Below are 14,343 nucleotides of genomic sequence, written 5' to 3'. Positions count from 1 at the left end.
CGCAGTCTAACATATTAAAAGTAGTTTAAACCAAATACTCAAACAAGTCTGGTTTATCATTTATATAATCACCATAGAAATTGTTATTTTTCATACGTTCTATCAATGGTTTTAAATCATCTGGATGCTTCAATTCTATACCAACTACAGCTGGAGCATTTTCCCTGCTCGACTTTTTGGAATATTCAAAATGGGTAATATCATCCGTAGGTCCTAAAATATCTACAACAAACTCCTTTAATGCACCTGGCCTTTGAGGGAACCTGATAATAAAGTAGTGCTTTAACTTACCATACAATAAGGCTCTCTCTTTTATTTCGGCCGTTCTTGTGATATCGTTATTGCTGCCACCTATTATACAGACCACGTTCTTACCAACTATTTCATCTTTGTACTCATCTAAGGCCGCTATGGATAATGCCCCTGCAGGTTCTACCACAATAGCATCTCTATTATAGAGATCTAGAATGGTTTGGCACACTTTTCCTTCATCAACAGTAATCATGTTATCCAAATAATAATTACAAATAGGATAAGTTAAACTGCCCACCTGCTTTACAGCAGCACCATCAATGAATTTATCGATTTTCTCTAAAGCCACCACTTTACCTGAATCTATGGCCGTTTTCATAGAGGGCGCTCCTTTAGGTTCAACCCCAATAATTTTAGTACTCGGCGATAGTTGACTAAATACACTTATTAGTCCAGATGCCAATCCGCCTCCACCTATACAAACAAAAAGATAATCAATTGGCTTTTTTGCCTGCTCAATAAGCTCAAGACCAACCGTAGCCTGACCTTCAATAATTTTAGGGTCATCAAAAGGGTGCACAAATATTTTACCCGTTTTATCACCGTAAATTTTAGCTGCTTGTGATGAATCATCAAATGTATCGCCCTGTAAAACTACATCTACCCATTCGCCACCAAAAAGCTTAGTTTGCTCTACTTTTTGTTTTGGTGTTACAGATGGCATATAAATTGTACCCTTTATCTTTAAATGACAACAAGCAAAAGCAACGCCTTGGGCATGGTTACCAGCACTGGCACAAATAACCCCTTTATTTCTTTCTTCATTGGTCAAAGAACTGATCTTATTAAATGCTCCCCGAATTTTATATGATCTTACCCGTTGTAAATCTTCTCGTTTTAAGCGAATTTGACAATCAAATTGTTTTGATAATCTAATACTATCTGTTAATGGAGTTTCTTCAGAAATTTCAGAAATAGTCTGTGCTGCTTGTAAAACATCATCTAATACAGGAAAGTATGCCGGTTTGTTACCCCTCATATCATTTTTTTTACTAGTGGTACATTATTCATAAATGTATAAAACATAAATTGTCCGCTTAAGTAATGTTCAGTGAAATCTGCAACAGAAATTCAGCTTGCAGCTTTGAACATACCCAACCGGACAATCAGTAAGTTTACTTAATCTTTAAAACCTTATACTATAGGCTTCATTGCTGTCATTGACTCACGTAAACGCGCACCAACTATTTCTACCGGATGTTCACGTAATGCTTTGTTCACTGCTATCAACTGAGCGTTGTCCACATCGTTATCTATATCTGCAGAGAAATTTTTACCAATTACGTCTGTATCTATATCCTTCATGAAATCAGTCAATAAAGGCTTACATGCATGATCAAATAAATAACAACCATATTCAGCCGTATCTGAGATTACACGGTTCATTTCAAACAATTTTTTACGAGCAATTGTGTTCGCAATCAACGGAGTTTCGTGTAAAGATTCGTAGTAAGCAGACTCGGCTATAATTCCTGATTCTGTCATTGCTTCAAAAGCCAATTCTACACCAGCTCTAACCATGGCTACCATAAGCACTCCGTTATCATAAAACTCTTGCTCTGTAATTTCTTGATCACCTGCAGGAGTCTTTTCAAAGGCAGTTTCGCCAGTAGCAGCTCTCCATGTCAAAAGGTTTTTGTCATCATTTGCCCAATCTTCCATCATCGTTTTAGAGAAATGACCGGTCATAATATCATCCATATGCTTTTGAAACAACGGACGCATAATATCCTTTAATTCTTCTGATAATTCAAAAGCCTTAATTTTAGCAGGATTTGAAAGACGGTCCATCATATGAGTAATACCACCATACTTCATACCCTCAGTTATGGTTTCCCATCCGTACTGAATTAGTTTTGAGGCGTAACCGGCATCAATTCCTTTCTCTACCATTTTATCAAAACAAAGAATAGAACCTGTTTGCAATAAACCACAAAGAATGGTCTGCTCACCCATTAAATCTGACTTTACCTCAGCAACAAATGAAGATTCTAAAACTCCAGCTCTATGCCCACCTGTACCAGCTGCATAAGCTTTTGCCTGTGCCAAACCTTTACCTTCTGGATCATTTTCTGGGTGAACTGCGATCAATGTTGGTACACCAAAACCTCTTTTATATTCTTCTCTAACTTCTGACCCTGGACTCTTTGGAGCAACCATAATTACCGTAAGATCTTCACGTACTTGTGTACCCTCTTCAACAATATTGAAACCATGAGAGTATGAAAGGGTGGCCCCTTTTTTCATTAATGGCATTACCGCACCAACTACAGCAGTATGTTGCTTGTCTGGCGTAAGGTTAATAACAACATCGGCAGTAGGGATCAACTCTTCGTAAGTACCTACCGTAAAACCATTTTCGGTTGCATTGATAAAAGATTGTCTTTTTTCCTTTATAGCAGCATCACGAAGTGTATAGGCTATATCTAAACCAGAATCTCTCATGTTCAGACCTTGGTTTAGACCTTGTGCACCACAACCTACGATAACAATTTTTTTGCCTTTTAAAGCATTTACACCATCAGCGAACTCAGACGAATCCATGAAGCGGCATTTTCCAAGTTGCGTTAATTGATCTCTTAATGATAGCGTATTAAAATAATTGGCCATTTTGTTTTTACTTTATTAATTATTTATATGATTCTCGTTTATTAAAATTCTTTAAGTATTGCAGAAATATCCATTACATCTTTCGTAACCGAAATTCTACCGGAACGCACAAACTGCATAATACCATAAGGTTTTAATTCATCGTGCATGTCATCAATCTCATTTCTTCTTCCGCTTTTGGCGATAACGAAGAAATCTCTAGAAACCGTGACAATCTGTGCATTATTATCTTTTATAATATTTTGAATTTGACGTTCATCGAATAACAATCCCGATGCTATTTTGAACAAAGCAGATTCTTGATAAATAGTTTCATCATCGGTATGGTAAAATGCTTTGATCACCTCTATTTGCTTTTCGATCTGACCGACAATATTATGCACCCATTTCTCTGTGGTATGTGCTACGATCGTAAATTTAGAAACATCGTCAATTTCTGATTTAGAGACGTTTAAACTCTCTATATTGATATGTCTTTTTAAAAATATACCCGATATTCTATTCAGTAATCCTACATTATTTTCTGAATATACCGAAATTGTAAACCATTTATTTTCCATAAGCTTCAATTACCTATTCCTTTTTGCTAAAAGGATTTTATGGTATCATTATTATTAATCTATACTACTTCTTTACTGCCATAATTAAACCGGTAGACCAGTTCATTTTTGTCAGTTGTAAATCTTTGCGTTGTTCCAAATATTCGGTTAATGCAATTACATTATCCTCATGACCTTCTGGCCAATTAGGCTGTTTTGTCATATCATCTATAATGTAAAATCCGCCAAACTTAACTAAATTTAAAACCTCATCGATCTCACTATACTTTCCTGGCCATGCATCGGCAAAAATTAAATCGAATTGCTCACCAGTATATTCCTTTATCCATTCAGTACCATCTTTACAAATAAGTTCAACCCTATCATCTTTTCCAAAATAATTATTTGCGATAGTGGTTAGCTCTTCATCGTTATCTACTGATATCAATTTAGAATCAGCATCCATACCCTCAACCATCCAAGACAGACTAAGACCAATGCCGGTACCTATTTCTAAAAAATGTCCGTTTGGTTTAGAAGCAATTAAGGTTTTAAGGAAGCTACCTACATACAAATCTGACGGCATCGAAAATCCGATTTCCTCAGATTTACGAGTTATTTCATTATGAATTTTTGGAATATCCTGTATGTTGGTATCGTTCATGAGATTGCCTTAATGCATTTCTTACTTCAATCTAATTTCAGAGACCGAAGCACCAGAAGGTATCATAGGGAACACATTATCTTCTTGTTCCACTTTTACCTCTAAGAAATAAGGTTTATCTGAAGCCATCATTTCTTGAATGGTAGATTTTAGATCCTTACGCTCAGAAATACGTTTTGCCTCTATACTATATCCTTCAGCAATTTTTACAAAATCTGGATTCACCATTACGGTAGATGCATATCTTTTCTCAAAGAACAACTCTTGCCATTGACGAACCATTCCCAAGTGCTCATTGTTTAATACTACAATCTTTACAGGTATGTTATGTTGAAATATCACACCAAGCTCTTGAATGGTCATTTGATATCCACCATCTCCAATGATAGCTACAACTTCCCTATCCATAGCACCCATTTTGGCACCGATAGCTGCAGGAAGCGCAAAGCCCATAGTACCTAAACCACCAGATGTGATATTACTTTTAGATTCTGAAAACTTAGCATATCTACAAGCGATCATTTGATGTTGTCCAACATCTGAAACGATAACCGCTTTGTTATTGGATGCCATATTAATTTCTTCAATCACCTCGCCCATAGTTAAGCCTACTTTGGTTGGGTGAATGTCATTTTTTATGATGGTATCAAATTCAATCTTATACTTTTCTTTGAAGATATCATGCCATGCTTCATGCTTATTAGAATTCAACAATGGCAAAATCAAACCTAAAGTTTCTTTAGAATTACCTAAAACCGCAACATCGGCATGTACATTTTTATTGATTTCAGCCGGGTCAATTTCAAAGTGAATTACCTTAGCTTGTGTGGCATAATCTTCTAACCTACCGGTAACACGATCATCAAAACGCATACCTATTGCAATTAAAAGATCACATTCATTTGTAAGTACATTAGGGCCGTAGTTACCGTGCATACCTACCATACCCACATTTAAAGGGTGAGAAGTATCTAATGCAGATGCACCCATAATAGTCCATGCAGCAGGAATACCCGTTTTTTCCACTAACTCTTTCAATTCGGCTTCCGCCCTACCAAGAATTACCCCTTGCCCCCAAACTATAAAAGGCTTTTTGGCGCTATTAATTAAATCGGCAGCAGCCTGTATAGCATCGGAATTCGGTTTTGACACTGGTTTATAACTTCTTACCGCAGTACACTTCTCATAAGAAAAATCGAAGGCTTCTATTTGTGCATTTTTGGTAATATCAACCAATACCGGACCCGGTCTACCTGATTTTGCAATATAAAAGGCTTTTGCCATTACTTCCGGAATTTCAGAAGCTTCGGTAATTTGATAATTCCATTTGGTTACAGGAGTAGAAATACCAATAATATCGGTTTCTTGAAAAGCATCTGTACCCAACAACTGTCTTGTTACCTGACCAGTGATACACACCATAGGTGTAGAATCTATTTGAGCATCGGCTAGACCCGTTACTAAATTGGTAGCTCCAGGACCTGAAGTTGCTATTGCAACACCCACTTTACCGGAAACACGTGCATACCCTTGAGCAGCGTGCGTAGCACCCTGTTCATGTCTGGTAAGAATATGCGTTAATTTATCTTGAAACTTATATAACTCATCGTAGACGGGCATAATAGCCCCACCAGGATAGCCGTACATTGTTTCGACACCTTCTGCCAACAAACAATGAATTATTGCTTCTGCTCCAGAAATCTTTATAGTTTTCTTGGAATCCGTACCTATTTTTTTCTCTTTTACTGTTTCCATAATTAATAATCAAATTCAGGCATTGCATATAAGAGCTACAATTACCTGATATTAAAATCCTACTAGCGTTAAATAAAATCTAGCCGGTGTTATTTAAAACTCATCGGTTACACAACCTTGCGCAGCAGAAGAGACGGAACGAGCATATTTATATAATACTCCTTTTTTAAACTTTAAAGCTGGCTCTACCCAAGCTTCTTTACGTTTCGCTAATTCCTCATCAGACACTTCTACATTAATTGAATTTGTTTCTGCGTCTATTACAATTGTATCTCCATCTTTAACTAAAGCAATGGTACCACCTTCTTGTGCTTCTGGCGAAATATGCCCTACTACAAAGCCATGTGTACCTCCTGAAAAACGACCATCTGTAATCAATGCCACATCTTTACCTAAACCTGCACCCATAATAGCAGCAGTAGGTTTTAGCATTTCTGGCATACCAGGGCCTCCTTTAGGACCTTCATATCTTATGACGACTACATTTCCTTTTTCTACCTTACCACCTCGTATAGCATCATTAGCATCATACTCACTATTGAATACTTTTGCTGTTCCTTTAAACAACAAACCCTCTTTTCCTGTAATTTTTGCTACAGAGCCATTTTCGGCCAAATTGCCGTATAACATTCTTAGATGCCCAGTTGCCTTAATTGGCTTATCTAAAGGCATAATAACATCTTGACCTTCTTCCAAATCTGGAACACTTTCTAAATTCTCCGCTAAAGTCTTTCCTGTTACAGTTAAACAATCTCCATGTAAAAGACCATTTTTCAACAAATATTTTAAAACTGCTGGTATACCACCTATTCTATGAACATCTTCCATTAAATATTTACCACTAGGTTTTAAATCTGCAATGAATGGGGTAGTATCACTTATATGCTGAAAATCTTTTAGCGTAAAATCTATATCTGCCGCTCTTGCAATTGCTAAGAAATGTAATACTGCATTGGTAGAACCTCCCATAATGGTTACCAAACGAATAGCATTCTCTAAAGACTTACGTGTTACAATATCTAGAGGTTTAATATCTTTTTCAATAAGAATACGCATTTGCTTTCCAGCTGCAATGCACTCTTCTTCTTTATTATTGCTGATTGCAGGGTTAGAAGAATTATATGGCATAGACATTCCTAGAGCTTCTATTGCAGAAGCCATTGTATTTGCCGTATACATACCGCCACAAGCTCCAGCTCCCGGAATCGATTTTTTAATAATGGATTTATAGTTTTTTTCATCCATAGTACCAGCTACTTTCTCACCCCATGCCTCAAATGCAGATACAATATCTAACTTTCTATCCTCATGACAACCAGATGCTATAGTTCCTCCATATACTAAAATAGCAGGACGGTTTAAACGTAACATTGCCATTAATGCACCTGGCATATTCTTATCGCATCCTACAACTGTCACCAGTGCATCATAAGACATTCCTTGAACTACAGTTTCCATAGAATCTGCAATAATATCCCTTGATGGTAATGAAAAACGCATTCCTGGTGTACCCATAGAAATACCATCACTAACACCAATAGTATTAAAAATTAAACCTACAGTTTCTTTAGAGTTAACCCCCTCTTTAACCAACTTTGCTAAATCATTTAAGTGCATATTACAAGGATTACCTTCATAACCTGTACTTGCAATACCAACTAATGGCTTATTAAAATCCTCATCTTTAAAACCAATTGCATATAGCATTGCTTGCGCTGCTGGTTGTGTTGGATCTTGAGTAACATTTTTACTGTATTTATTTAATTCCATAATATAAATCTCGTATGCTTATCTTGATTTTCTAATACCGTTAAACCAAAGATAAAAGTTTATAAAAATTTCAGTTTTTAACAATAATGGTCAATACAAATTCATTTTAACAAAAAACTACTTAAACAATTTAAAATCAGGTATTTAAACAATCATCATATATCATATTCAATACTTTAAAACTGTTCCATATTCATAGTAAACCACAAAAAAAACCTGCATCAAATAAATCTGATACAGGTTTTTCCATACAATGAAAAGCTATATCAATTCCGGTTAGGAATGACAATGACTACTTCAATATTTAGGTTTGATAATTTCATATTACAATAGTAGTGAAAAAATAGGTCAAAATTAACCCCTTAACAAAATCGACGTAAAAAGTATCAAATTACACCAATTTAAAACTTATTGCGTCTCCGCCTTTCTTTTGTGCTAAAATACAGATTGCCTTATCGGTCAATTGAACCGCTCTTGGATAGCCACCAGTAGTTTGACCGTCTTTCATTAAAACAATCAATTTTCCGGCAGGTGTGAGTTGAACCGTTCCAGGAATTGTTGCAGACGTTAGCATTGAAATTGAGTGTGATGTTATGGTTTCGGTAATTTGATATGCCATTCTGTTATTTTCATGAGCAACAGTAAAAGTTTTTGAAAAAATCTCCTCAAGTTGTCGATCGTTCAACAGATCAAACTCCGGACCTTTGCTTACCTCTAGCACAGACCTATCTAAAAAAGATGCTACCTTAATTTCTGAAATCTTAGGTTGAAACTCTTTCTGTGGAGAAAATGGCACCACATCATTATCAACTAACCTATTGAATTTGGTTATCGGTTTATAATATGATCTACTGCCCAATACCTCTTTGGTCTTAAATCCTCCTTTAACGGCCAAATAAGACCTGAAGCCTTTTTCCAAGCGACCAAAAGAAAGCACATCACCCACTTCTATAAGGTAAACCTTATAATTTTGAATGGGTGAATTATTTAAGGTTGCAGACATTTCAGCTCCGCCAAGTACCATATATGTTTCTTCTTCGAAAACCAATGTTGGTCCCGTCATGGTAATTTCCAATACTGCATCCGTCACTTTATTCTCCAGTAAAGAATTCACTTTAAAAACAGACATGTCGTCCATTACCCCAGAGACTGGCACACCCTTATTTCTATAATAAAATCTACCAGAATCTTGAACGGTGGTATAAAAACCTGCTTTTAGAACTTTAAGCATCTATCTTAATTTTTTCAGGTTTATATATGCCCACTTCAGCTTCAATTAAACGAAGGTCGTGTTCTGCTTTAGATATCTTATAAAATTCAATTTTATCTCCAACACTTACAAAACAAGGGTTTTCTTTAGATGCATCAAAAATAGGTACAGCACAATTTCCGATAATATTCCATCCTCCAGGAGATTCTTGGGGATAAATGCCAGCTTGCTTACCTGCAATACCTACAGCTCCTTTTAACACTTTAGGTCTCGGGTTAGCTCTACGAGGCAGTTCCAACTCTTTGTTTATACCGCCCAAATACATAAAACCAGGCAAAAACCCAATTCCGTAAACCGTATAGGTCGCACCTGTATGTAAGGCAATTACTTCTTCAATTGATTTGTTTAGTTGGCTGGCTACGTCTTCAAGATCCAAACCAAATTCTAAATCGTAAGTTACCGGCAATCTCCATAAGTACCTATCTGGTTTTGCTGTTTCTTTCAACTGCCCATACCAACTATGAATATCAGCAGATATTTTCGCAAAATCGATTTCTTCCGTCCTGTTTATTACAAGTAGGGAATTATAGGAAGGTACCAGCTCCCAATCATGTTCAGTAAGTACTTCTTTACTTAAAAACGTTTCAAAATGAAGTATTTTTTCCAGGATGTGCTCACTAACCTCATTAGGCCATTCTATTAACACAGAATGTACTCCAAATGGTTTGATATTAATTTTAGGGGAATTCACGGTTTTACTTGTAGATTATATTCTGGCAAATGCTCTGTAATATACATTAAAATTTGCAATGCAGACGGTGTATCGCCATGAATACAATAGGTATCTGCATTCATTGCTATATCTTCATTTTTAATCGTTTTAACCACGTTATCCTTAGCCATTCTCAAAACATGTTTGAGAACTTCTTCTTCATTTGAAATTATGGCATTATCCTCTTTTCTAGATACCAAGTTTAAATCGTTATTATAATTACGATCCGCAAAAGCTTCAATCAATACTTTATAACCATTTTTCTTGGCCACTTTTTCAACTACACTATTAAAAGGTACATATAAATAAACCTCATCTTTAAATGCTTCAATTGATTTCAAAAATGCTTGGGACAATTGTTCATTTTTAGCAATATCATTGTATAAAGCGCCGTGGGGTTTAATATGATGCAGTGGCGTATTCAATTTACTACGTACCGATTCAAATAACTGCATTTGAGCTTGTATACTTTTAATAAGATCAGCATCAGAGATAGACATACTTACACGTCCAAAATTTTCCTTATCTGGATATGAAGGGTGTGCACCTACTTTTACATTAAATTCCTTTGCCAACTCTAAACACCATCGAATAGTCTCTTTAGAACCCGCATGCCCGCCACAAGCAATATTGCAAGAACTTATCATTGGAAACAACTCTTTTTCATTTCCAACACCTTCCCCAACATCACTATTAATATCGATAGTTCTCATCATTATTTACAATAACCCTAATACCGTTAATATACTTTTAGCTCCCAACAAAACAGAAAGTAGAATAATCAGTACTCCAAATACATTCTGTATTGTAGTATTCTTATACTTGCCCATCACTCCTATCCTATTGACAACCCAAAGTAAAAATACAGCGATAATGGGCAACAGCAATCCGTTGGTTATTTGGGCAAATTTTATAATTTCAATAGGTTTTATACCAAAGGACAAAAAGAAAACTCCGAGAAATAAAATAATCATCCAAATCATTCTGAACTTTGTATCCTTTAAACCAGCATTCCAACCAAAGCAACTGTTAGCTACGTAAGCAGCGGCCAAAGGTGCTGTTATTGAAGAAGTGATACCTGCGGCAAACATCCCGATGCCTAAAAAGTACAGCGCAGCTGATCCATACAATGGCTCTAGGGCCTTCGCCATATCCATAACATTATTTACCTCTAAAGAGTTAATAGCTGCTGCAGAAATTATAATACTTATAGATACCATACCACCAAGCATAATAGAAATCAACGTATCTCTTTTTGCCAATTTTAAATCGTCCTTAGATTTCCATTTCTCACTTACCAACGCTGCGTGCAAAAAGAGATTGTACGGCACTACAGTTGTACCAACCAGTGCAATAATGGAAAGAATACCATTTTCAGGAACAGTAGGTAAAAACAGCCCTTTAATCAATTCCCAAATATTTGGCTTGGTCAATATAGCCGTCATTACAAAAGACAAACTCATGATCAGTACCAGAAATATAAATACCTTTTCCAAAGCTTTATAACTTCCTAAAAACAACAGAACAAAAGCCACACCTCCAAGCACAAAAGGGTACAAGCTACTGTAATTGATACCGAATAAGGCCTCCATACCCAAAACTGCACCTCCAATATTACCCGCCTCATAAGATGCATTACCGATTATAATAGCCGAAAATATTAAAGCAATAACACTATTTCTAATTATAGGGTTATGCAGTTCTTGTTTTATAACATCTGCCAAACCCTTTTGTGTTACAATACCCAAACGTGCAGACATTTCTTGCAATATAAAAGTGGCAATTATTGATAACAGCATAGCCCACAGCAGATTAAAACCAAAATCTACTCCGGCCAAGGTACATGCAGTAACTGTACCAGGACCAATAAACGCTGCAGCTACAAGAACTCCGGGACCTAATTTCTTAAACATCGATTAATTTTACATTCTTGTAAATATAATTGGTTAAATCGACTTTCCACACCATCCTTAAATTCATTTTCACCACAATTTTAACATTTTAAAATACCGTTAATCTAAAAAATTGCAGTTCATCTAAAACTTGAACGTCATTCATCGATTTAACATAATAATCCAAAAATAACTGGGTTATAGCTATCCCCAAACCTTAAACTTAACCTATTAATGATTTGTTTAGAATGTAACAAAGAACTTGGATATTTAGATCATAAAAATGCAATGGAGAGTGCAGGCGTAGAACTTTGCGCTAAGCATCATGAACGCATTAAACAATTGATCAATAAACATAATACACCTTTAGAAGCCATACAGCTTTATTATGCCTTAAAAGAAGCAGGTGTAAGTTCTATGCTAGAATGGTGGGACGGTAAAAAATCTATAGATATAGCCATCTCGCGTGTAAAATTGAATATTGAAATTGATTCTGAATATGATAAGCTTACAGAACATGAAGCTATCAACAATTTAGAAGAAGCAATGCACTCCTTTAAAAATGGATTTACTACCATTAGAATTCCCCATATAGTTGTACGCTATTATTTAAACGAAACCGTAAACAACATTATAGGAATTATGGAAGGTCTAAAAGCCAACATTAAAGTAATCAATTAAAATTATGGACTATGGATAATTCTAAAAAAGCATACAAAAATCCGATTAGGGCGGCCATAGCCGCTCTGTTAATCGGTATGGTAATGCGTATTCTTCACTGGCCTTTTTCAAAAGGGATAATTTTCATTTCGTTTGCCGCAATACTGGTACTGTACGCATTACGTTTCATGAAAAAAGAAGAAAAAAAGACCGTTGATCTTATTAAGATGGCATTAGTACTTTTTTGGACTACCAACGGACTTTTAACGATTTTAGATTTTACCCATACCCTATTTTTTCAAATTGGAACGGCATTTACATTCATTGCATGGTTTGCAATGGAAGGCACGTCGTATTTTATGTCAAGAGAAGGTAACTCTAGCAACAGTATTACAGAAATCATTTGGAATTTTGTAATGGTCATTGGTGTAATTACTCTTATCTGTGGCGGACTAATGCATTTACTAAGTTGGGATTACTCTATACCCACACTTACCTTAGGTCTTACCATAGTTACCGGTTACATATTAAGAGATATTTTCACGGCTCCTAAAAAGAACGAAGACGATATAAATAATGAAGAATTGTATTCGTAATGAAAACAGTCTCATTGTCTAAAATTTTACCCTAACCAACCCTCTCTGTCGAGTGAACGGTATTGAATGGCCTCTGAAATATGATTTTCGTTCAATGCCTGCTCACCGGCTAAATCAGCTATAGTTCTAGCTACTTTGAGAATTCTATCGTAAGCCCTAGCAGAAAGGTTTAATCTTTCCATTGCATTTTTCAACAATGCCTTAGATTTATCATCAAGCTTACAATATTCACGAATTTGCTTAGTATTCATTTGAGCATTATAATGTACATTTTCCAATTCTTGAAAACGCTTGGTCTGAATTTCACGTGCCACAGTAACGCGCTTACGTATATCTACACTACTCTCCCCTTTTCTTTCTTCGGATAGTTTTTCGAACGGTACCGGAGTTACCTCAATATGAATATCTATTCGATCTAACAACGGACCCGATATTTTACTTAAATACCGCTGCATTTCTGCCGGGGAAGAAGTCACAGGTGCATCTGGATCATTAAAATAACCACCTGGACTAGGGTTCATACTAGCCACCAACATAAAGCTACTTGGATAGGTTACCGTAAAACGTGCACGAGAAATAGTTACCTCCCTATCTTCTAAAGGTTGGCGCATTACTTCTAAGACACCCCGTTTAAATTCCGGTAATTCATCTAAAAATAACACTCCGTTATGAGAAAGGGAAATTTCCCCTGGTTGCGGATACGCTCCTCCACCTACAAGTGCGACGTCTGAAATTGTGTGATGTGGACTTCTAAACGGTCGCTGACTCATGAGTCCCATATTCTTGATTTTACCTACAACACTATGAATCTTAGTGGTTTCTAAAGCTTCATGCAAAGTCATAGGCGGTAGAATGGATGGCAATCTCTTTGCCAACATGGTTTTACCTGCACCCGGTGGTCCTATCAAAATAATATTATGACCTCCAGCGGCGGCAATCTCCATACAACGCTTTATACTTTCCTGCCCTTTAACATCCGAGAAATCAAACTCTGGAAAGTCTAAACTTTTATAAAACTCTTCTCGTGTATCAATAATAGTTTGCTCTAAAGGAACCCCTTGATCAAAGAATTCTAGCACCTGCTTAATGTTATCTACGCCATATACTTTTAAATCGCCCACAATAGCTGCTTCTTTAGCATTGGCGGTTGGTAAAATAAACCCTGTAAAACCCTCTTCTTGCGCTTTAATGGCAATTGGTAACGCCCCCTTAATGGGTTGAAGACTACCATCTAAGGACAATTCGCCCATAATGATATACTTCTCAATATTTTCTGATTTAATTTGACTAGAAGCCGCCAAGATACCTAATGCCAGGGTAAGGTCATAAGCTGAACCTTCTTTTCTGAGGTCAGCGGGTGCCATGTTTATGGTAATCTTTTTACCTGGAATCTTATATCCATTATTTTGCAGCGCCGCCGCTATTCTATAATTACTTTCTTTAATTGCGTTGTCTGGTAAACCTACCAAATGATACCCAATACCCTTATCGATATTGACTTCAACAGTAATCGTAGTGGCCTCTACGCCAAATACGGCACTCCCATAAACTTTTGTAAGCATT

13 protein-coding genes are annotated in these 14,343 nt (G+C 36.3%); 2 read left to right on the top strand and 11 right to left on the bottom strand.

Annotated features, from left to right (window positions below):
- Nucleotides 1-25: 25 nt before the first annotated feature.
- The 10 genes from ilvA to DCS95_RS18680 all read right to left on the bottom strand — a co-directional run bounded on the left by ilvA (nucleotide 26) and on the right by DCS95_RS18680 (nucleotide 11,545).
- The gene (gene ilvA / locus DCS95_RS18725) at nucleotides 26-1,291 is read right to left on the bottom strand and encodes a threonine ammonia-lyase (RefSeq protein ID WP_116772327.1); all 1,266 of its coding nucleotides are present in this window, start codon (nucleotides 1,289-1,291) and stop codon (nucleotides 26-28) included.
- A 155-nt stretch (nucleotides 1,292-1,446) separates the two neighbouring features.
- The gene (gene ilvC, locus DCS95_RS18720) at nucleotides 1,447-2,922 is read right to left on the bottom strand and encodes a ketol-acid reductoisomerase (protein ID WP_116772326.1); all 1,476 of its coding nucleotides are present in this window, start codon (nucleotides 2,920-2,922) and stop codon (nucleotides 1,447-1,449) included.
- Nucleotides 2,923-2,963: 41 nt separating this feature from the next.
- Nucleotides 2,964-3,482, bottom strand: coding sequence for an acetolactate synthase small subunit (ilvN, locus tag DCS95_RS18715; protein ID WP_116772325.1), 519 nt, complete (start codon nucleotides 3,480-3,482; stop codon nucleotides 2,964-2,966).
- Between the two features lie 64 nt (nucleotides 3,483-3,546).
- Nucleotides 3,547-4,125 carry an O-methyltransferase gene (locus DCS95_RS18710; RefSeq protein WP_116772324.1) on the bottom strand — a complete coding sequence of 193 codons (579 nt, stop codon included), beginning with the start codon at nucleotides 4,123-4,125 and terminating at the stop codon, nucleotides 3,547-3,549.
- Between the two features lie 21 nt (nucleotides 4,126-4,146).
- On the bottom strand, nucleotides 4,147-5,880 hold the full coding sequence (ilvB, locus tag DCS95_RS18705) for a biosynthetic-type acetolactate synthase large subunit (RefSeq protein WP_116772323.1): 1,734 nt from the start codon (nucleotides 5,878-5,880) through the stop codon (nucleotides 4,147-4,149).
- Between the two features lie 93 nt (nucleotides 5,881-5,973).
- Complete coding sequence (gene ilvD, locus DCS95_RS18700) at nucleotides 5,974-7,650, bottom strand: dihydroxy-acid dehydratase (RefSeq protein WP_116772322.1); 1,677 nt, start codon at nucleotides 7,648-7,650, stop codon at nucleotides 5,974-5,976.
- Nucleotides 7,651-8,041: 391 nt separating this feature from the next.
- Nucleotides 8,042-8,881: a 5-oxoprolinase subunit C family protein gene (locus DCS95_RS18695; protein WP_116772321.1), complete on the bottom strand. Its 840-nt coding sequence runs from the start codon at nucleotides 8,879-8,881 to the stop codon at nucleotides 8,042-8,044.
- Complete coding sequence (gene pxpB, locus DCS95_RS18690; protein ID WP_116772320.1) at nucleotides 8,874-9,611, bottom strand: 5-oxoprolinase subunit PxpB; 738 nt, start codon at nucleotides 9,609-9,611, stop codon at nucleotides 8,874-8,876. Before pxpB ends, DCS95_RS18695 begins: the two co-directional genes overlap by 8 nt.
- Nucleotides 9,608-10,348, bottom strand: a complete 741-nt coding sequence (pxpA, locus tag DCS95_RS18685) for a 5-oxoprolinase subunit PxpA (RefSeq protein ID WP_341865207.1) — start codon at nucleotides 10,346-10,348, stop codon at nucleotides 9,608-9,610. The genes pxpB and pxpA overlap by 4 nt, the downstream gene beginning before the upstream one ends.
- A gap of 3 nt (nucleotides 10,349-10,351) precedes the next feature.
- Nucleotides 10,352-11,545, bottom strand: a complete 1,194-nt coding sequence (locus DCS95_RS18680; protein WP_116772319.1) for an Nramp family divalent metal transporter — start codon at nucleotides 11,543-11,545, stop codon at nucleotides 10,352-10,354.
- A gap of 213 nt (nucleotides 11,546-11,758) precedes the next feature.
- Between DCS95_RS18680 and DCS95_RS18675 the strand changes: the two genes are divergently transcribed.
- Both DCS95_RS18675 and DCS95_RS18670 read left to right on the top strand, forming a co-directional pair.
- Nucleotides 11,759-12,205 carry a hypothetical protein gene (locus DCS95_RS18675; RefSeq protein ID WP_116772318.1) on the top strand — a complete coding sequence of 149 codons (447 nt, stop codon included), beginning with the start codon at nucleotides 11,759-11,761 and terminating at the stop codon, nucleotides 12,203-12,205.
- 11 nt (nucleotides 12,206-12,216) lie between these two features.
- Entirely contained in the window at nucleotides 12,217-12,780 is a 564-nt protein-coding gene (locus DCS95_RS18670; protein ID WP_116772317.1) for a hypothetical protein, read from the top strand.
- A gap of 26 nt (nucleotides 12,781-12,806) precedes the next feature.
- On the opposite strand, the gene DCS95_RS18665 is transcribed toward DCS95_RS18670, so the two are convergent.
- Nucleotides 12,807-14,342 carry a YifB family Mg chelatase-like AAA ATPase gene (locus tag DCS95_RS18665; protein WP_116772316.1) on the bottom strand — a complete coding sequence of 512 codons (1,536 nt, stop codon included), beginning with the start codon at nucleotides 14,340-14,342 and terminating at the stop codon, nucleotides 12,807-12,809.
- Nucleotide 14,343: the final 1 nt, after the last annotated feature.

It is taken from the genome of Maribacter litoralis (genome assembly GCF_003075045.1).
GTDB classification, from domain to species: Bacteria; Bacteroidota; Bacteroidia; order Flavobacteriales; family Flavobacteriaceae; genus Maribacter; species Maribacter litoralis.
The sequence above is the reverse complement of the archived record's forward strand: the minus strand, read 5'-3'. Positions and strand labels throughout refer to the sequence as shown.

Bases quoted from the DNA above. Each gene is read 5' to 3' on its own strand.
- DCS95_RS18680 (WP_116772319.1), bottom strand. From the start codon at position 11,545: ATGTTTAAGAAATTAGGTCCCGGAGTTCTTGTAGCTGCAGCGTTTATT.
- DCS95_RS18665 (WP_116772316.1), bottom strand. From the start codon at position 14,342: ATGCTTACAAAAGTTTATGGGAGTGCCGTATTTGGCGTAGAGGCCACT.
- ilvN (WP_116772325.1), bottom strand. From the start codon at position 3,482: ATGGAAAATAAATGGTTTACAATTTCGGTATATTCAGAAAATAATGTA.
- ilvD (WP_116772322.1), bottom strand. From the start codon at position 7,650: ATGGAATTAAATAAATACAGTAAAAATGTTACTCAAGATCCAACACAA.
- DCS95_RS18670 (WP_116772317.1), top strand. From the start codon at position 12,217: ATGGATAATTCTAAAAAAGCATACAAAAATCCGATTAGGGCGGCCATA.
- ilvC (WP_116772326.1), bottom strand. From the start codon at position 2,922: ATGGCCAATTATTTTAATACGCTATCATTAAGAGATCAATTAACGCAA.
- pxpA (WP_341865207.1), bottom strand. From the start codon at position 10,348: ATGATGAGAACTATCGATATTAATAGTGATGTTGGGGAAGGTGTTGGA.
- DCS95_RS18710 (WP_116772324.1), bottom strand. From the start codon at position 4,125: ATGAACGATACCAACATACAGGATATTCCAAAAATTCATAATGAAATA.
- ilvB (WP_116772323.1), bottom strand. From the start codon at position 5,880: ATGGAAACAGTAAAAGAGAAAAAAATAGGTACGGATTCCAAGAAAACT.
- DCS95_RS18675 (WP_116772318.1), top strand. From the start codon at position 11,759: ATGATTTGTTTAGAATGTAACAAAGAACTTGGATATTTAGATCATAAA.
- DCS95_RS18695 (WP_116772321.1), bottom strand. From the start codon at position 8,881: ATGCTTAAAGTTCTAAAAGCAGGTTTTTATACCACCGTTCAAGATTCT.
- ilvA (WP_116772327.1), bottom strand. From the start codon at position 1,291: ATGAGGGGTAACAAACCGGCATACTTTCCTGTATTAGATGATGTTTTA.